Here is a 17,353-nt window from a genome sequence, read left to right on the forward strand (position 1 = left end):
CACCGGCTCGTACATTTCGGGCCGCCTCTGCCCCGGCGGCCCTGTGACGCGGGCTATCGCCCTTGCGGCTTACTCTTATTCACGAAATGCCCTCGCTTTCGGGTCGGCAAAGCCGACACCGGCTCGTACATTTCGGGCCGCCTCTGCCCCGGCGGCCCTGTGACGCGGGCTGTCGCCCTTGCGTCACAGCCCTCCTTCTGTTACAGAAAGACCTTGTTTTGCAGTGGCCGCGCGGCGTTGGTAATAAATCCCAACCGCGCAGGTATGCGCGCCAGCCGCCCCAGGCGGCAGTGTCGGCGCATGTCCGTTCTGTCCTTTCCGAGGGGGAAATTGAACATGAAGAAGCTTATCGTCTGCGCCCTGCTGGCCGCCGTGCTGGCCGCCGTGCCCGCATTTGCCAAAAAGGCCTATGTGAACGGCATTGACCCCGACTATCCGCCCTTTGCCTACATGGATGAAAAAACTGGCAAGCCCGCTGGTTTTGACGTGGATTCCATGAACTGGATAGCCAAGACCATGGGATTTGAAGTGGTTCACAAGCCCATGGCATGGGACGGCATCATCCCCGCCCTGCTCGCCAAGCAGATCGACATGGTTGACTCCGGCATGAGCATCACCCCTGAGCGCGCCAAGGTTGTGCAGTTCTCCAACCCCTACTGGACGGTTTCGCGCGTGTTTGTTGTGCCCGCCGATTCCAAGCTGACTCCTGCCGATATTCTGAGCAAAAAAATCCAGCTCGGCGTGCAGCGCGGCACCTCTGAAGCCAACGACATCAAAAAAGAGCAGGAAGAAAAGAAATATCCTTTTGAACTGCGCTTTTACGAATCTTCCCCCCTTGCGGTTGAAGACCTCCTCAATGGTCGCATCCAGGCTGCCCTGATGGACGAACTGCCCGCCAACAACGCCATTGAAAATGGCCGCGCCGTCAAGAAGGCCGGCACCCACGGCGAACCCGACAATTTCGGCGTTGCCATGCGCAAAGACGACAAGGAACTGCAGAAGCTGGTGAACGAAGGCTATAAGAAGCTTATGGCCGACCCCTACTGGAAAGAACTGCAGCAGAAATACCTGAGCAAATAACGGACGCGCAAGCGCCCACACGTCAAGCGCGAACCGCCTGCAACCCGGACGGTTCGCGCTTGTGCGAAAAAGGCACCCTCCATACATGAATTCACTGCTTGTGGTATACAACGCCCTGCCCTCCATTCTGTCCGGCAGTCTGGTTACGGTGGGCAACGTCACCCTGTCGCTGACAATGGGTCTGCTGCTTGGCGTGCCCATGGCCGTGGCCCAGGTTTATGGCGGCCCCTGGCTTCGGCGGCTGGTAGCGTTGTATGTTTGGTTTTTCAGAGGTGTGCCCATTTTGGTGCTGCTGTTCCTCTGCTACGGCCTGTTCATCAGCATCGGTATTTCCATTGATCCCTTTTTCATCTGCTGTATCGTTCTTGGCAGCACCAGCACGGCCTACCAGTCGCAGATTTTCAGGGGCGCTATCGAAAGCTTGCCCCACGGGCAGCTCAATGCCGCGCGCGCCCTTGGCATGCGCGAAAGCACAGGCATCTGCTCCATTATCTTGCCTCAGGCCATGCGGCTCTCCATCCCTGGCTGGGCCAACGAATTTTCTATTCTTCTCAAAGATTCGGCCATCTGCTTTGTGCTCGGTACGCAAGACATCATGGCCCGCACCTCGTTTGTTGCAGCCAGAACGCACGAGCATCTGGCCCTCTACGCCACAGCGGGCGTGTTGTATTTTGTGCTGACGCTGGTGGTGCTGAAACTGTTGCGTCTTCTGGAACAAAAAATCCATGTACCCGGCTATTCCTCAGGGATCGGCATGGAAGGCATGGGTATGGGATAAGCATGAGCGTGGATCAACAAGCGGTATTGCAGGTCAAAGGCATTTCCAAGATGTTGGGCGGCAAGCCCATTCTGGATAATTGCAGTCTCACGGTGAACCGGGGCGAACTCAAGGTGCTCATCGGGCCTTCCGGCGCGGGCAAAAGCACGTTTCTTCAAAGTATCAACTGCCTTATCCCCCCGGATTCCGGCGAGATTTATCTTGAAGGCCAGTTGCTCAACCGCGCGGACAAGGCCGCACTGTGCGCCTTTCGCGCCCAGGTTGGCATGATCTTTCAGGATTTTAACCTGTTTGATCATCTTACAGCCGAAGAAAACGTGGCCATAGCCCTGCGCAAGGTGCGCGGCATGTCTGCTGCCGATGCGCGCGCCCGCGCACAGGAGGAGCTGGCCCGCGTTGGCCTTGCCCGCCGCGCAAGCCTGTACCCGGCGCAACTCTCTGGCGGCCAGAAGCAGCGCGTGGCCATGGCCCGCGCCCTCGCCATGGATCCCAAGGTTATTCTGCTTGATGAGCCGACCTCGGCCCTTGACCCAGAACTTGTGGGCGAAGTGCTTGCCGTTATTCGCGATCTCGCCAGCGGCGGCATGACCATGGTCATGGCAACGCACCAGATGGATTTTGCCCGTGCCCTTGCCACCGAAATCATTTTCATGGAACACGGCAAACTCATTGAACAGGGCTCGCCCGCCGTACTGCTGGCCGAAGGGTCAAACACGCGTACCCGCGATTTTTGCCAGCGTCTGCTGGAGATGGGGGCCTAAGTGCTGGACGCGGCCTTTTTCAGCAACGAACTGCTACCAGCCCTGAACCGTGGGCTGCTGGTTTCGATTGCGCTCATTATTCCAGCCGGGAGCCTTGGCTTTGTGGGCGGCGTACTCCTGGGTTGCGCCCGCGCCTTTGGGCCGCGCTGGCTGCGCCGCCTCGGCAACGGTTATACCTCGCTGATACGCGGTGTACCCCTGGCCGTGCAACTGATGATGATCTATTACGCTCTGCCCAAGCTTGGCATTTTCTTTTCACCCTTTGGCGCGGCCCTGACCAGTTTTACACTCTGTACAGCCGCCTACCAGTCGGAATACGTGCGAGGAGCGCTGCTTTCCATCAGGCAGGGCCAGGTGCGAGCCGCACAGGCGCTTGGGTTCAGCCAGTGGCAGACGGTCTCGTGGATCATTATTCCTCAGGCGGCCAGACGCGCCCTGCCCGGCTGCGGCAATGAGATCATCTATCTTATCAAGTACAGTTCACTGGCCTATCTGGTCACGTGTCTTGAACTCATGGGCGAAGGCAAGGTTGTTGCCTCTGATACGTTTCGCTTTACCGAAGTCTTTATCGCGGTGGGGGCCTACTACCTGGCAATGGTCACCCTGGCAACGTTTCTGTTGCGTTGGCTTGAAGACAGATACCGCATCCCCGGCTTTGGAGCGCGCTAACGCCGCCTCTTTGACTTTTTCCATGTCACGAGAAAGGCCCGCTTGCGCGGGCCTTTTAACATTTCTTTGTATCGTTGGGCACTTCAGGGGCACCCTGGGCCGGGCATCAATCCTGCCCAAGCTCCTTTTTGAGCCAGGACTTCACTTCGGGCGTGGGTTCGCTTATGCCCCGCCATGAACCGTGAACCTTGCGGTAATCTTCCATCAGGCCCGAAGGCAGAGGAACGGTGATCAGATCGTCCGCCCTTTCAGAATTACGCCTCACAAGCCGTATAACTGGCGGCTCCTGCCAGCTGTCCACCACAAAGTAGTGGGACACATCTTCCTTGGAGCGAACCGGCGGGTATTCTGAATGCCAGTCGTTATTTCCCCATTCCAGATACATGGTTACTGCGTGTTCGGGGCTGAGGTTCCAGTCTATATTGTAAAGAGAAAAATCCTTCAGGGATGTCATGGCTTCCTCCTTGAGTGCTTAATTTATTAATAACAATTATCGATAAACTATGCAAGTGGCTGGCCCAGGTTTAGCTACTTCTTCCCCGATTGCTCCGCATCCTTCCTTTTCTGGGCGCGCTCAGCCTCAAGCCTGCGTTGCTGACGAACGCGCTCAAGCCGTGTTTGCTGCGCCTGCTCGCGCTGCTGCCGCGCTTCCTCAAGCAGCCGCTCACGTTTGCGGTCAAAAACAAGTGTCGTACGCAGGGCCGCAGTCCCCAAAGAAACCATTGTCACGATGAGAATCAGAATCTTCTGGATCGACCACGGTTCGGAGCCAAGAATATCCCGTAACCAGCCCAGACGCAGCGTATCGCCCCAAAAATAGACCACCGGCACGGCAACGAAGCACAGCAGCAGCCCCAAGGCTTCCAGCCACATAAACGTTTTGAGCAGGGTAAGGCCAAAAAGAGTTCCATCGCGTACCATTCGCAAAAATTGCAGACGCTTGCGCAGACTGCGCAACAATTCAGCAAGGTGGGGAGTTTCACCCTGAGCGCGCTTGAACGCCTCGGCCTCCTTGAAGTTGCACGAAAATGCCCGGTTGATGATGCCCGCGCTCTCGTTAAATTCCTGACTGAACTCCCGCAAAGCCGCAGGAAAGGGGAACCAGGAGGCTTCATCCCGGATTTCCTGCAAAATATCAAGATAATACTTGTACCGGTTGCGAAGGTCTTCAACTTCGCGGGCTATGCAGTCTTCCATTTCCCTTTCAAGGTTGGGGCGCTCAGCCACGACCTTAAGGTAGGCAAGGTAGTTGTTGATGTTGGCCAGGGTTTCCAGTTCACGCACCTTTTCACCCAGTTGCAACTGAACAGGGTGTTCCGGCGCAAACCAGGCATTTATGCGGGCGCTGATCTCGTTGACGCGAACCCGGTCGGCATCTGCACATTTTTTGGCCTCTGTCCACAGGTCATAAAGGGCTGAAAGAATCAGCAGGCGGCCGCGCTCAAGGGCCGGATCTATAAGAATCCTGTTGAAGTACGCGGGTTCCTCGCGGATGAGCGCTGTAAGCTGATCCAGCACAGGCTCGCAAAAACCCATTTTCACCTGACATACGATTTCGCGGTACTTGACCTCGCGCCACTGGGGCATGACGCGCCAAATTTGTGAATACTGTTCAATGGCCTGGGAAAACTGCCCCTGTTCTTCCGCCAGACGCGCAAGAAAAAATTCTGTCCAGGCCTGCAGGGCGGGCGATGGCGTAAGCACAGCAGCATTGCGGAAAGCCGTTTCCGCACGGGGATAATCGTTGCGCTCAATGTGCGCAAAAGCCTGCACCATGTGCAAACGCGGATCGCGCTGATGCCGCGAAATCGCCTGGCTTATCTTCTTTTCCATCTCCGACATTTCAGACGGAGATGTGGTTATGAGCTTGTCCAGCAGCTCCCAGGCGGGGCTGTCATCCTTGGCGGGCACGGCCTCGTTGGGCTCTGGCTCGCGCATGCGGTAAAGCCAGTGCCTCGGCACGTTGCGCAACTGGCAGGCAGAATTGATTTCAAGCACGGCGCGCAGCACCACAGCGGCATCGTCTTCGCCGCCAAGCACTGCCCCGTAGCCGCCTGCCCCTTTTTCCGTCAGCGTCATCTCGATGCTGCGGAACCCTTCATTGATAGCTTCAAGATCCAGCTGCCCGAGGTTTTCCCACACTTCCTGGCTGTTGGAGGCTGCCCCAAAACGCGTGGGGCATTCTGAAGAATCGTGGCTGTGAATACCGCAATAGACGCAACCCGTGCCAGAAGGGCTGGGCGATGTAAGGCGACTTGGCATCAGCAGCGTAATAGACCTGCCGCTGAGGCTGTTTTCGTCCAGCATCACGTTGCACCAGCTGTCCATAGCCATCTGCTCGCCGGTAAAGCGCAGATCGCGAACAGTAAACCCCTCACCCAGCAGATAGGCATTGCGATAGCTGAGGTAGGGAAAATCCGGCATGAGATTATCCCACTGCAAGCCTATCTTCTTGGGCAGATCAGCATTGAAATTCAGGTTGTTGCGGTCGGCAACCACGCTTACGCATGGCCAGTAGCCCGCAGCTTCGTTTTTTTCTTTGTCAAAGCTATGCAGATAGTCGCGCATGAAGGTGCGCAACATTTGCAGATTGTCTATGGCAATCATCATGAACGTATTGTCCACGATGGATTTGATCTTGTGCTTTTGCAGCAGGGCTTCAAGCCGCTTGAACATGGACGTCCAGCCGACCTGATAGGCCTTGTCGAGCGGGCTGCCCAAGGGGTGCAGCACGGCAAACCACGATTGAGTGGAGGCATAGGGCATGCGCACGTCAACCGTCATGGAGGCCCAGTCCACACCCGCCATGCCCTGCCGCCCGGAACGGCGCTCAAAGGCGATGCCGGGCAGTCCCTTTTTACCCTCGCGGCTCTTGGGATGTATCCAGATTTCAAGGGCATCGGTCACAACGATCTGCTGGGCCTGCAAGGCTCCGTCCAGCAGCAGGTTAACCTCGCGCTTGCGACCGAACTGCAACCGCCCCGGGAACAGTTCAATAGCAACGGGCAGTTCGTTAAAGTTGCCCCACACCATCAGCCGGGCCAGAGCCAGGAAAACGTCGTCAGTAAAGAAGAACCAGATTGACTGCTCCGCTTCTTCTCCCACCAGCATGCCGCCATAATTCAGCAGCGTCTGGCCTACGGCGGGGGCGAGCCTGTCGTGCCAGCTCACCCACACCACATGGCCCATGGTGCTCATGCGCACATCAATATTGCCCGGCAGGCGTGAGAGTAACTGCGATAAATGCGCCATGAATAAAGTCCTTTATACAAAGGCTGCCATGTTGTAGCCTGAAATGAACGGCGTTGATCTAGCCAATAAAACCAAGGCGGTTTTTATGGACATTAACAAAACTCTTCAGGAACTCAAAGCCCGCCCCGGCTTCGCCGACCACGTGGGTATGATGCTGGTGCACAACGGTGTTGTGCGTGCATGGTCGCGCGGGGATCATGCCCCGGTTACCGCAGTACGCGTTTCGCACGACACGGCTAAAATGGACGCCATCTGCCGCGAGATGGAAAAACAGCCGGGAATTTTTGCCATCGTTGCCCAAGCCGAGGAAGGCCTGCTCAAACCCGGTGACGACCTGCTCTTTCTTGTGGTGGCGGGCGACATACGCGAGCACGTTAAAGCCACTTTTGCAGAACTGCTTGACCGTATCAAGGCCGAGGCCGTCATCAAGCAGGAAATTCACGATGCCTGAACCTTATGCTTCTGTTTGCCTTATCGGCTGACTTGTAAAAAAGGCATGCCCACAGCATGCCTTTTTTCATAGCTGATCTATAGCAACAGACCGTATGACTGAAAAACGAATCCCCGGTTGCCGAGGCAGCCGGGGATTTTCACTGATCTTTCAGGCAAAGCAGCTCTGCGCTTTGCAACAAAGGCTACACAACGCCGTGTTCGCCGGGGCGCTCGTATTTAGCACCTTCCTGAGCGCGCTGGGTATAAAACTCAGAGTCACCCAGCGCCAAAAGAATGGCCGAAGAGACGTAAATAGATGAAGCAGTACCCACGAAAACGCCTATGAGCATGGTCAGGGCAAAATCATGGATCACGCCGCCGCCAAGCACAAAGAGGGAGAGTGTTGCCAGCAGCGTGGTGCCGCTTGTCAGGATTGTACGGGAGAGCGTCTGGTTGACGCTGCGATTGATGAGCGCAGACATTGTCAACTGAGGCGCAGCGCGCAGATTTTCGCGCAGGCGGTCATACACGATGATGGTATCGTTGAGCGAATAACCAACCAGAGTCAGCAAGGCCGCCATGACGTTGAGGTCAATTTCAACCCCCATAACGGACAATAGCCCAAGCGTGATGCTGACGTCGTGCAGCAGACCTACGATTGCCCCAAGCGCAAAGTTGAGCTTGAGGAAAAAGCAGACAACCAGCGTAATTGCAAGTGAAAGCAATACAAGCCAGCCCATGCCAAGCCCGGTGAGCCCGGCAAGGTACATTCCGCCCCAAAGAGCGCCAGCCATTATGGCCCCCGCCATCCAGCGCTGCTCAAAACGGCCAGAAATGTAGACTGCGATCAGCAATACTGAATAATACAGAGCTGCAAGAGCCTTGTTGGTCAAATCAGCGCCGACCTTCGGGCCGACAACTTCAAGTCTTTGTATTTCAGCCTTGTTGTCAGGAAAAGCGCTTGCCAGCGTATCTATCAGGGCAGTGCGCAACTGGCTGGCATTGGCATTTTCTGACTGGGAAAAACGCAGCAGATAATCCCTGTCGCCATCGCCAAACCTCTGGGTGCTGATGCCGGGCAAGGCTGGTACATCCAGACTTTTCTTGAGGGCCTCATCCTTGACAGGATGTTCAAACTGAATCTGGGCGATCACGCCGCCGGCAAAATCGATACCCATTTTAAGGCCCTGCCCCATGAACATGGAAGCGAGGCCGACCAGAATCAGGAGTACTGAAATGCCATACGCCCAATAGCGTTTGCCAATGAAATCCAGATTGGTGTCGTGCTTGATAAATGCGAAACCCATAATTGCCTCCCGGCGCGCTATATGCTGATGCCCTTGGAGCCGCAGTGCCGCGCCCACTCCTCAAAAATGGCCCGCGATACAAAGATGGCCGTAAACATGGAGGCGATGATGCCCAGAGAGAGCGTCACCGCAAACCCCCTGATGGGGCCGGTGCCGAACTGGTACAGAATCACGGTAGCGATGATTGTTGTCAGGTTCGAGTCGGTAATGGAAATGGCAGCGCGGTCAAAGCCCGCGCGCACTGCGGCAAGCGGCGTGAGGCCCAGCCTTATTTCCTCGCGTATGCGCTCGTAAATGAGCACGTTGGCGTCAACCGCCATACCGATGGTCAACACAATACCGGCAATGCCCGGAAGGGTCAGGGTAGCGCCAAAAGCAGCCATGCCCGCCATGACAATAAGCATGGTGAAGCAGAGCATAACGTCGGCAATAAGACCGCTCAGGCCATAATAGACCGCCATGAACACCACAACGCACACCGCGCCGACCATCGCCGCGCGAACACCGCTGTCGATGGATTCCTGACCCAGCGAGGGGCCGACCGTGCGTTCTTCAAGCACAGAAACAGGGGCGGGCAGCGAACCTGCGCGCAGCACAATGGCAAGATCTTGGGCTTCGGCAGTGGAGAAGCTGCCAGAAATACTGGCTCTGCCCCCACCGATGCGCTCGCGGATGGAAGGCGCGGAATACACCTTGCCGTCAAGCACAATGGCCATGCGGCGGCCCACATTTTCTCCGGTGACGCGCTCAAAGATGCGCGCGCCGCGGGCATTGAAATTCAGGGTAACATATGCCTGGTTCACGTTGTCAAAGGCGGGCCGGGCGTCCGACACGTCTTCGCCCGTGAGCATGGCGTCTTTTTCAACAGCGATGAGGGTTTCCTTCTGCTGTTGGCCGGGATTCTTCTCCAGCATGGGCAGCGCGATCACGCCGGGGGGCAGCACGGCCTTGCCGGGGTCAACATCCTCGCGCACCAGGTGGAACTCAAGGTGAGCAGTCTGCCCGATAACCTGCACAGCGCGGCGCGGGTCAGAAATACCCGGCAACTGCACCTGAATACGATTGTCGGACTGTTTGCGGATATCGGGTTCGGCCACGCCGAACTGGTCAATGCGGTTGCGGATGGTGCGCAGGGCCTGGTCAAGCGAAAGGTCTTCAATGCGCTTGACTTCCGCCGGGGTGAAGTGGGCTACGTAGCGCAACTGCCCTGCTTCTCCAGCCTGGGGTTCGCCCACGCTCAACTGCGGAAACTGGCGGGCCAGCAGATCACGAAACTTGGGTTCGTTTTCTGCGCGCGGCAGCACAAATTCAAGAGCGGTGCCACCCACCACGCGGGGGCGCAGCACAACAATCTTTTCATCTTCAGCCACGCGGCGCAAATCCTGCCCGGTCAGGGCCAGCGAATTGCTCACGGCCTTGGCAACGTCAACGCCAAGCGTCAGATGGATGCCGCCCTTGAGGTCAAGGCCGAGATTGATTTTGCTCGACGGCAGAACGCGCTCAAGAGCTGTTCCCAGATAGGGAACGCTGGGGAGCGCGTAAACAAGGGACAACACAAAAACCATGATGGCTATGGACAAGCGCCAGAGCAGACCCATCGTTCACCTTCCACACAACAGATTAAGCTTTGCCGCAACCACGCGGCTATCCCTTGAGGGACAGCCGCAGGGCTACCGACAAAGCCGGAAACTCCGAAGACCCGAAAATCCGGGCACGTCAAGAGGCAAAAGCCCTTGAGCCGATCCGGCAACCGCCAGTCCAGCTCATGGGCCATGCACTTTGCCCGCCTGGCAGAGGCAGACACAAGCCGCCAAGGCGACCTCTACTTTTCTTCCTTGGTGTCCTTGCCGCCCTTGGCAGGAATAACGCCGCCGATGGAGCCGCGCGAAACGCGCAGCTTGGCTTCGCCGCTCTCAAGAAGCACCTGTTCATCGTCGATCTCAAGAATACGGCCAAGCAGACCGCTTGAGGTCATAACGTGGTCGCCGCGCTTGAGTTCGGCCAGCATCTGCTTGTGGACCTTGGCCCGCTTCTGCTGGGGACGGATAAGCAGGAACCAGAAAATGACGAACATGACGATGAGGGGCAGAAACTGCATCAGCATTTCCTGTCCGCTGGCGGGAGCCGCCCCGGCCTGGGGAGTGCCCATGGCATAAGCTAAGGATTCAAACAAAACGCACCTCCATAGGGTGTGGGTATAGCATTAAAAAAGTACCGCCCGGCATCGGCAGGGGCAAAACGTTGCCCGCGCCCGATTTTCGGGCAATGCCAGCCAATTTCTATATACGCTGCGGCGCAATCATGCAAGCCTTTCCCGCCGCCACTTCGCTGGCAAAGGCCACGGCAATGGCGGCCACGCGCTCGCGGCTTTCCACGTGCGTTGTTGGCAAATGCCCCCCGTGCGGGCTTGTTACCCGCAAAAGATGCAGCCTCACATCAGCCGCGCCGCACTGTTCAAGCAGAAAACTGGAATTGAAAGGCGGGCATACGCCATCACTATATAGCTGCACGGCGCACAGCGGCACAGATATCCCGCCAAGAGCCGCCCGCACCCTTTTTTGCGCCAGCGCCAATTGCTGCAAGTGGCTGTACGAACACAGGGTTTCGTGCCCCTGCCAGGGGGCAACGGCTCTGCTCGCCGCAGACCTTGGCGGCACCCGCCGCACGGGCTGCAAGCGGCTCCACAGGGGCAGCAGGGGCATACGCCAGTCGGCAAGAAAAAGGGGATGCAAGCGCCACAAGAAAAGCGGCGTTGCCAGCAGGAGCAGACCCGCCGGGGCCGGAAGCCGCCCCTCGGCGGCCTCTGCGGCAATGTCCAGCGCCAGAAGCCCGCCCAGTGAATAACCAGCCAGCAGTGCGGGGCCGCCCGAGCACTGGTCAAGGTAGGCTGCGCGGGCGCAGTCAAGCCACTGCGAGTATGAACTTGTCAGATATTCCTCTTCCGAAGCGGCATGCCCCGGAAGCACCGGGCACACGGCAACATGGCCCGCAGCTTCAAGGGCCTCGGCCATTGGCCGAACCTCAAAGGGGCTCCCCGCGAGGCCGTGCAAGATCAGACAACACATGCTGTTCACGCCATTCCACCCGGTACGGCAAGAACTCTTGCCAAGCGCGAGCCAGGGCGCTACACCTGAAATCTCGCGTCATTAATGGAAATATCACGCCAACCTGTCTGTGGAGAAACGCATGCGCCACTGCGACACATTGCTCCATGCCGCCTGCATCGTCACTCAGGACGAGCAGCGCCGCGTTATAGAAAAGGCCTCTCTGGCCATCGACAAGGGTCTGGTTGCCGCAGTCGGCCCCACCGCCGAAATTATCCAGAACTGGCAGTCCGGCAACACCCTGCACCTCGAAAACATGCTCGTTCTGCCGGGCCTCGTCAACGCCCACACCCATGCGGCCATGACCTTTCTGCGCGGCCTTGCCGACGACATGCCGCTCATGGACTGGCTGAACCAGAGTATTTTTCCCGTGGAGCAAAAGCTGACGCCGGAGATGGTGCGCCTCGGCAGCCTGCTTGGCTATGCGGAAATGCTGCGCACGGGCACCACCGCCTGCGTGGACATGTATCTTTTTGAAGAGTCGGTCTTTGAAGCCGCCGACACGGCAGGCCTGCGCTGTCTGGGCGGCGAGGCTGTTTTTGCCTTTCCTTCTGCGGCTTTTCCGGGGCCGGAGGCTGCGCTTGACGCCACTCGCGCCCTGGCGGAAAAATATCGCAATCACGAACGCCTGCGCGTGGCCGTGAACCCGCACAGCGTCTACACCACCACGCCGGAGATTCTGACAGCCTGCCGCGACCTCGCGCAGGAGCTTGCCCTGCCCCTGCACATTCATCTGGCGGAAACCCCGTCAGAAACGCAGATATGCCTGTCTGCCCAAGGCAAAAGGCCAACGGAATACTGCCGCGGCCTCGGCCTGCTCGACGTGCCCTGCACCCTTGCCCATGTGGTCGATGTGACCTCGGCGGAGCTTGACCTGCTGGCCCGGCAAAAGGCCGTGGTGGCCCACAATCCATCGTCCAACATGAAGCTGGCCTCGGGCGCCGCCCCGGTGGCGGCCATGCTGGCGCGCGGCATGCATGTGGGCCTTGGCACGGATGGCGCGGCCAGCAACAACAGGCTGAACATGTTTTCAGAGATGGGCCGCGCCGCCCTGCTGCACAAGCTCACAGGGCTTGATCCCACACTGCTGCCTGCGGCGCAGGTGCTGGATATGGCAACCCTCGGCGGCGCAGCGGCCATGCACGATGAACGTCTTGGCTCGCTGGCCCCCGGCAAGGCAGCCGACTGCGTGGCCCTTGACCTCAGCGAACCGAACCTGCAACCCATGTATAATGAAGTGTCGCACCTTGTGTACGCGGCCACGGGTATGGAAACCCGCATGACCATGGTGGGCGGCGAGGTGCTGTATCAGGACGGACGCTTTACCCGCTTCGACTACCCCGCCCTGTGCGAAGAAATGCGCAACGTGCGCCGCTTTGTGCTTGAGGCGTCTGGCGCGTAACTGTTTGTTATTTGTCTATGTCAAAGGGCCGCCCCACTTACGGGACGGCCCTTTTTATTGCACTATCAGTCTATGGGGCTGTTACATGCCCAGGGCTTTTTTACCAGCCTCGAGCACTGTGACAATCTTGTCCACGTCATACACGCTGCCGCCCCAGGTGCCGCCGCTCACGGCCTGCAAGGCCGCCCACAGGCGGGTGTCGTCAGGCAGGGCGGGCGCGGGCTTGAGGCCGGGATGGGTTTCACGCCCGGCAAGTACCTTGGCACCTTCTTCCGGCGTGAGGGGATGCTGCGGGTCAGTGCCTATAAAGTTGACGCGGCCTTCCAGCTTGTTGCAGTCCACGACCATTTCCACAATATCGCCGTCGCGCAGCTTGGAAACAGGGCCGCCCACCAGTGCTTCCGGCCCGATATGGCCCACGCACGCACCGGTGGAAACGCCGGAGAAGCGCGCGTCCGTCAGCAGACACACATATTTGCCATACGACAGATGCTTGAGCGCCGAGGTGAGCTGATAGGTTTCTTCCATACCGGTGCCGCAGGGGCCGCCGCCGATAACCACCAGCATGTCGCCCTTTTCGATCTTTCCGGCCTTGATGGCCTTGATGGCGTCAGGCTCGGCGGTGAAAACCTTGATGGCCGCCGTGTGGCGGTAAACGCCGTCAGCATCGATGACCGTGGGGTCAATGGCCGTGGACTTGATGACCGAACCCTCGGGCGCGATGTTGCCCACAGGGAAGGTAATGGTGGAGGTCAGGCCGCGTTCTTTGGCGCGGGCGGGAGACATGATCACATCGTCCGGCTCCACGTTGTCCAGCTCCTTGAGCATACGGCGGAAATGGGCACGGCGTTCGCTCTTTTCCCACCATTCAAGGTTTTCACCCACGGTGTGACCGGTAACAGTGAGGGCGTCCAGATGCAGCAGGCCGAGGTCGCGCAGGTGCAGCATGACTTCCGGCACGCCGCCAGCCATAAAGGCGCGGACAGTGGGATGATACACCGGGCCGTTGGGCAGCACGCTGACCAGACGGGGGGCCATGCTGTTCACACGCGCCCAGTCTTCCACCGTGGGGCGATGGCAACCGCCCGCATGAGCAATGGCGGGCAGATGCAGCAGCAGGTTGGTGGAGCCACCAAAGGCCGCATGCACCATCATGGCGTTTTCAATGGCCTTGTCGGTGATGATATCCTTGATGGTGATGCCTTTTTTCAGCAGACCCATCACGGCCTTGGCCGACTGGCGGCCCACTTCCACCCACACGGGTTCGCCAGAGGGGGCAAGGGCCGTGTGCGGCAGGGCCAGACCAAGGCCTTCGGCCACAACCTGCGAGGTTCCGGCAGTGCCAAGGAACTGGCAGCCGCCACCAGCGGAACCGCAGGCGCGGCAGCCAAGGCGGGCAGCGTCCTCAAGGCTCAGCTCGTTGTTGGAATAACGCGCGCCGATGGTCTGCACCTTGCCGAGGTCTTCGCCGTCGGTGGGGGGCAGGGTCGAGCCGCCAAGCACCATCACGCAGGGCAGATCATGCATGGAGGCCAGAGCCATCATGGTTGCGGGCAGGCCCTTGTCGCAGCTGGCAACGCCGATAACAGCGCCAACGGTGGGCAGGGAACGGATCTGCCTGCGGAAGACCATGGCCGCATCGTTGCGGAAGGGAAGGGAGTCGTACATGCCTGTGGTGCCCTGGGTGCGTCCGTCGCAGGGGTCGGTCACATACGAGGCAAAAGGAACGCCCTTCTGCTGTTTGATCTCCTTGCTGGCGGCGGAAATCTGCAAGCCCAGTTCCCAGTGGCCCACGTGCAGGCCCAGGGCGTCGGGGGTGCCGTCATCGTTGCGCTTGCCGCCAAGGGTGCTGATGATCAACACGTTGGGGCCAAGAATATCTTCAGGCTTCCAGCCCATGCCAGCATCCAGCGTCATGCCGAAAATATCGCCGCAGGGCAGTTCGCGCAGCATGTCGCCAGTGAGCGGCAGCGAACCCTTGGGGCCGGAAGCGTGGGTCTTTACATTATACACATCATTCTGCGGATTGGCGTAAATATCTGCAATGGACATAGCATACTCTCTTTGTTGAGAAGTTGCCGGTTTCAGCGGGCGGCCAGAGGGAGGCCGCCCTTTGCATCCTTACAAGGCCCTGAAACCGTGACGGCGTCAGCGTAACCAACGCCGATTGCTCCATCTGGGGCATTTCACGCTTGAAATGCCCTAAAAGCCGCGCATGAATTCCCGCACGGCAAACATCTGGGCAGAGGTTGCCTCCTGATAGGGGGACGCAACCGTGGCTGAGGCAAAAATGCCCGCATCCACAAGCAGGCCCTTCATGGCCGCCATAAAAGGCGAAGAAAATCCGTACACGCCCACAATGCGGTTGAACAGCTGCTGATACTTCATGGTGCCGTCAAAATCACGGGCCTTCATGGCATCGCGCCAGGCCACGCACAGGTCGGGGCGCACGTTGGAAACAGCCGCAATGCAGCCATCGCCGCCAGCCAGAACGTTTGACGCAAAGTTATGGTCAAAGCCGCTCAGCACTTCAAAGGAGGGGATGTTGCCCTTGACGGTCTGGATAAGCTCCACAGTGTGGGCCATGTCGGGAATGGTGTCCTTGATGCCCACAATATTGGGATAACGGCGGGCGAGTTCAAGCACCACGCTGGGCGAAATGGTGTATCCGGTGCGGTCGGGATAGTTGTAGATGTACACCTTGCCGCGCACCTGCTCCGCCACCGCGCCGAAGTAGCTCATCACGTCCGCATCGGTGAGGGCAAAGTACCACGGCCCCACCACCATCACGCCGTCCGCGCCCTGCTCAAAGGCAAAGTTGGACAAGGCAACGCATTCCTCAACCCGCATGTCGCCAGTGCCGATCAGCACCTGCATGCGGCGGTCGATGTGCTTGATGGCCGCAGAAATCAGGCTCTTGCGTTCTTCAACAGAAAGATGCGGAAACTCACCGGAACTGCCAAATATGGCCACACCGTCAATACCGGCATTGATAAGAAAATCGTAGTGCTTGAGGCACGACTGCACGTCGATTTCTGTTTTGCTTTTCAGCGCGGTAAGTGTGGGCGTTATATATTTCATCATAATCTCCGTATAGCTCGGTTAGATAACAAACGATGCCAGGTAGCAGAATATCGCCGTGATGATCGACACGATGCAGCCAGACAAGGTGAAGGACAGGTACATGTCTTTGACCGACATGTTCAAAAATTCGCGGAAAAACCAGAAGCCGGAGTCCGTAACGTGCGACCAGCCGATGGCCCCAGCGCCGATGGAAATGCACATGAGCGCAGGGTCAACAGGATGCACGGCCAGCACAGGGCTGATAAAGCCAGCAGCCGTCATCATGGCGACGGTGGCGCTGCCCAGCGCAAAACGCATGATGGAAGCAATCAGCCAGGCCATGATGACCGGGTGCATGTTGAGCGTGACCAGCACGTCCTTGAGCACGTTGCCCATGCCGGAATCCATGATGACCTTGTTGAAGCTGCCAGCAGCGCCAATGACCAGCAAAATGGAAACCATGGGCAGGAGGGATTTGTCGCAGAAGCCGCTCAGCTCAATGGAGCTGAAGCCCCGCTTCACGCCAAGAAAGATCAGGGAGGCCACGGCGGAAATGAACAGGGCGATCACAGGATGGCCCAAAAATTCCACCAGGGGCATGTAGGGCGCATCCTTGCTGGAGGAAAATTCCACCACGGTCTTGCCGATCATGAGGATCAGCGGCAGCAGTGTCAGCAGCAGGGTTCCGCCAAAGTTGGGCAGGTCGCGGCCATCCTTGCTGATAACGGTGGTAACGGCCCCTTCAGGCAGCGGCACAATGATGTTTTTGCTAATGTACTTGGCAAAAATGGGGCCGCCGATGATGGCGCCGGGCACCACCAGAACGAGGCCGTAAAGGATCACCTTGCCCACATCGGCGTTCAGTTCCTTGGCAATGGCCATGGCTGCGGGATGCGGCGGCACAACGCAGTGCACAACCAGCAGGCCAGTGTAGAGAGAAAGAGCCACCAGCAGGATGGAAAGCTTGGATTCCTTGGAAATGGAGAAGGCCAGGGGCATCAACAGCACCATGCCCACCTGGGCAAACACGGGGATGCCGCAAATGTAGCCAATGATGAGCATGGCCCAGTAGGCCTTGGTCTGACCAAAAACGCCAATGAGCGATTTGGCGAGCCGCTGCGCGCCGCCCGAAACTTCGAGCATCTTGCCCATGAACGCGCCCAGCGCGAGGATGGGAGCCAGAAAGCCCAAGGTATTGCCCATACCTTTTTCAATGGACGAACCAATGGCCCCCAGAGGCATGCCGCTGGCAATCCCCAAAAATGCGCAGGCAGCTATAAGCGCCAAAAATGCATGAACCCTGTAACGCACGCACAGCACCACGATGCCGACGATTGTCACACCAAGAATAATCAGAGCACCCGTTGTTCCCATTTGATCACCCTCTTTTCAGGATTGCATCCCGTTGTTTGCATATACAAACCTAATACGTAAATACAAACTATACGGACAAACAATCTGCGTCAAGCATCCCCCGGACCTTTTCTTGAAAAAAATTGTTTTTC

Annotated in this window: 15 protein-coding genes; 6 read left to right on the forward strand and 9 right to left on the reverse strand. The window is 58.2% G+C overall.

From position 1 onward, the window contains the following. Positions 1-336 precede the first annotated feature (336 nt). The 4 genes from NE637_RS11975 (at position 337) to NE637_RS11990 (ending at position 3,288) form a co-directional block, all read left to right on the forward strand. Complete coding sequence (locus tag NE637_RS11975) at positions 337-1,080, forward strand: ABC transporter substrate-binding protein (protein WP_192112458.1); 744 nt, start codon at positions 337-339, stop codon at positions 1,078-1,080. Positions 1,081-1,165: 85 nt separating this feature from the next. Beyond that, positions 1,166-1,858, forward strand: a complete 693-nt coding sequence (locus NE637_RS11980; protein WP_192112457.1) for an amino acid ABC transporter permease — start codon at positions 1,166-1,168, stop codon at positions 1,856-1,858. A gap of 2 nt (positions 1,859-1,860) precedes the next feature. Next, complete coding sequence (locus NE637_RS11985) at positions 1,861-2,619, forward strand: amino acid ABC transporter ATP-binding protein (RefSeq protein WP_227118569.1); 759 nt, start codon at positions 1,861-1,863, stop codon at positions 2,617-2,619. Beyond that, on the forward strand, positions 2,620-3,288 hold the full coding sequence (locus NE637_RS11990; RefSeq protein WP_192112456.1) for an amino acid ABC transporter permease: 669 nt from the start codon (positions 2,620-2,622) through the stop codon (positions 3,286-3,288). A 106-nt stretch (positions 3,289-3,394) separates the two neighbouring features. Here NE637_RS11990 and NE637_RS11995 read toward each other — a convergent pair whose 3' ends face one another. Both NE637_RS11995 and NE637_RS12000 read right to left on the reverse strand, forming a co-directional pair. Beyond that, positions 3,395-3,742, reverse strand: a complete 348-nt coding sequence (locus NE637_RS11995) for a DVU0772 family protein (RefSeq protein ID WP_192112455.1) — start codon at positions 3,740-3,742, stop codon at positions 3,395-3,397. A 74-nt stretch (positions 3,743-3,816) separates the two neighbouring features. Beyond that, positions 3,817-6,540, reverse strand: a complete 2,724-nt coding sequence (locus NE637_RS12000) for a tetratricopeptide repeat protein (RefSeq protein WP_227118568.1) — start codon at positions 6,538-6,540, stop codon at positions 3,817-3,819. Between the two features lie 85 nt (positions 6,541-6,625). Between NE637_RS12000 and NE637_RS12005 the strand changes: the two genes are divergently transcribed. Then, positions 6,626-6,991 carry a molybdenum cofactor biosynthesis protein MoaE gene (locus tag NE637_RS12005; RefSeq protein WP_227118567.1) on the forward strand — a complete coding sequence of 122 codons (366 nt, stop codon included), beginning with the start codon at positions 6,626-6,628 and terminating at the stop codon, positions 6,989-6,991. 184 nt (positions 6,992-7,175) lie between these two features. On the opposite strand, the gene secF is transcribed toward NE637_RS12005, so the two are convergent. From secF to NE637_RS12025, 4 genes are all read right to left on the reverse strand, one after another. Beyond that, positions 7,176-8,279 carry a protein translocase subunit SecF gene (gene secF / locus NE637_RS12010; protein WP_192112453.1) on the reverse strand — a complete coding sequence of 368 codons (1,104 nt, stop codon included), beginning with the start codon at positions 8,277-8,279 and terminating at the stop codon, positions 7,176-7,178. Positions 8,280-8,296: 17 nt separating this feature from the next. Continuing rightward, on the reverse strand, positions 8,297-9,877 hold the full coding sequence (secD, locus tag NE637_RS12015) for a protein translocase subunit SecD (RefSeq protein ID WP_192112452.1): 1,581 nt from the start codon (positions 9,875-9,877) through the stop codon (positions 8,297-8,299). 224 nt (positions 9,878-10,101) lie between these two features. Next, positions 10,102-10,452 carry a preprotein translocase subunit YajC gene (gene yajC, locus NE637_RS12020; RefSeq protein WP_225529899.1) on the reverse strand — a complete coding sequence of 117 codons (351 nt, stop codon included), beginning with the start codon at positions 10,450-10,452 and terminating at the stop codon, positions 10,102-10,104. A 106-nt stretch (positions 10,453-10,558) separates the two neighbouring features. Further along, a complete protein-coding gene (locus NE637_RS12025) occupies positions 10,559-11,344 on the reverse strand; it encodes an alpha/beta hydrolase (protein WP_227118571.1) in 786 nt (261 codons plus the stop codon). A 121-nt stretch (positions 11,345-11,465) separates the two neighbouring features. On the opposite strand from NE637_RS12025, the gene NE637_RS12030 reads away from it, so the two are divergent. Beyond that, positions 11,466-12,785 carry an amidohydrolase family protein gene (locus NE637_RS12030; protein ID WP_227118566.1) on the forward strand — a complete coding sequence of 440 codons (1,320 nt, stop codon included), beginning with the start codon at positions 11,466-11,468 and terminating at the stop codon, positions 12,783-12,785. Between the two features lie 81 nt (positions 12,786-12,866). Here NE637_RS12030 and NE637_RS12035 read toward each other — a convergent pair whose 3' ends face one another. From NE637_RS12035 to NE637_RS12045, 3 genes are all read right to left on the reverse strand, one after another. Next, positions 12,867-14,837, reverse strand: coding sequence for a YjhG/YagF family D-xylonate dehydratase (locus NE637_RS12035; protein WP_192112449.1), 1,971 nt, complete (start codon positions 14,835-14,837; stop codon positions 12,867-12,869). Positions 14,838-14,987: 150 nt separating this feature from the next. Next, positions 14,988-15,866, reverse strand: coding sequence for a dihydrodipicolinate synthase family protein (locus NE637_RS12040; RefSeq protein WP_192112448.1), 879 nt, complete (start codon positions 15,864-15,866; stop codon positions 14,988-14,990). A gap of 21 nt (positions 15,867-15,887) precedes the next feature. Then, on the reverse strand, positions 15,888-17,222 hold the full coding sequence (locus NE637_RS12045; protein WP_192112447.1) for a GntT/GntP/DsdX family permease: 1,335 nt from the start codon (positions 17,220-17,222) through the stop codon (positions 15,888-15,890). Between the last annotated feature and the right edge of the window lie 131 nt (positions 17,223-17,353).

This window comes from Desulfovibrio desulfuricans (assembly GCF_024460775.1).
Taxonomy (GTDB): Bacteria; Desulfobacterota; Desulfovibrionia; order Desulfovibrionales; family Desulfovibrionaceae; genus Desulfovibrio; species Desulfovibrio desulfuricans_E.

Excerpts from the sequence above, each read along its gene's own strand:
- NE637_RS12040 (WP_192112448.1), bottom strand. The coding sequence starts at position 15,866 with ATGAAATATATAACGCCCACACTTACCGCGCTGAAAAGCAAAACAGAA.
- NE637_RS11995 (WP_192112455.1), bottom strand. The coding sequence starts at position 3,742 with ATGACATCCCTGAAGGATTTTTCTCTTTACAATATAGACTGGAACCTC.
- secF (WP_192112453.1), bottom strand. The coding sequence starts at position 8,279 with ATGGGTTTCGCATTTATCAAGCACGACACCAATCTGGATTTCATTGGC.
- secD (WP_192112452.1), bottom strand. The coding sequence starts at position 9,877 with ATGGGTCTGCTCTGGCGCTTGTCCATAGCCATCATGGTTTTTGTGTTG.
- NE637_RS12035 (WP_192112449.1), bottom strand. The coding sequence starts at position 14,837 with ATGTCCATTGCAGATATTTACGCCAATCCGCAGAATGATGTGTATAAT.
- NE637_RS12025 (WP_227118571.1), bottom strand. The coding sequence starts at position 11,344 with ATGTGTTGTCTGATCTTGCACGGCCTCGCGGGGAGCCCCTTTGAGGTT.
- NE637_RS12030 (WP_227118566.1), top strand. The coding sequence starts at position 11,466 with ATGCGCCACTGCGACACATTGCTCCATGCCGCCTGCATCGTCACTCAG.
- NE637_RS11980 (WP_192112457.1), top strand. The coding sequence starts at position 1,166 with ATGAATTCACTGCTTGTGGTATACAACGCCCTGCCCTCCATTCTGTCC.
- NE637_RS11975 (WP_192112458.1), top strand. The coding sequence starts at position 337 with ATGAAGAAGCTTATCGTCTGCGCCCTGCTGGCCGCCGTGCTGGCCGCC.
- NE637_RS11985 (WP_227118569.1), top strand. The coding sequence starts at position 1,861 with ATGAGCGTGGATCAACAAGCGGTATTGCAGGTCAAAGGCATTTCCAAG.
- NE637_RS12045 (WP_192112447.1), bottom strand. The coding sequence starts at position 17,222 with ATGGGAACAACGGGTGCTCTGATTATTCTTGGTGTGACAATCGTCGGC.
- NE637_RS12000 (WP_227118568.1), bottom strand. The coding sequence starts at position 6,540 with ATGGCGCATTTATCGCAGTTACTCTCACGCCTGCCGGGCAATATTGAT.
- NE637_RS12005 (WP_227118567.1), top strand. The coding sequence starts at position 6,626 with ATGGACATTAACAAAACTCTTCAGGAACTCAAAGCCCGCCCCGGCTTC.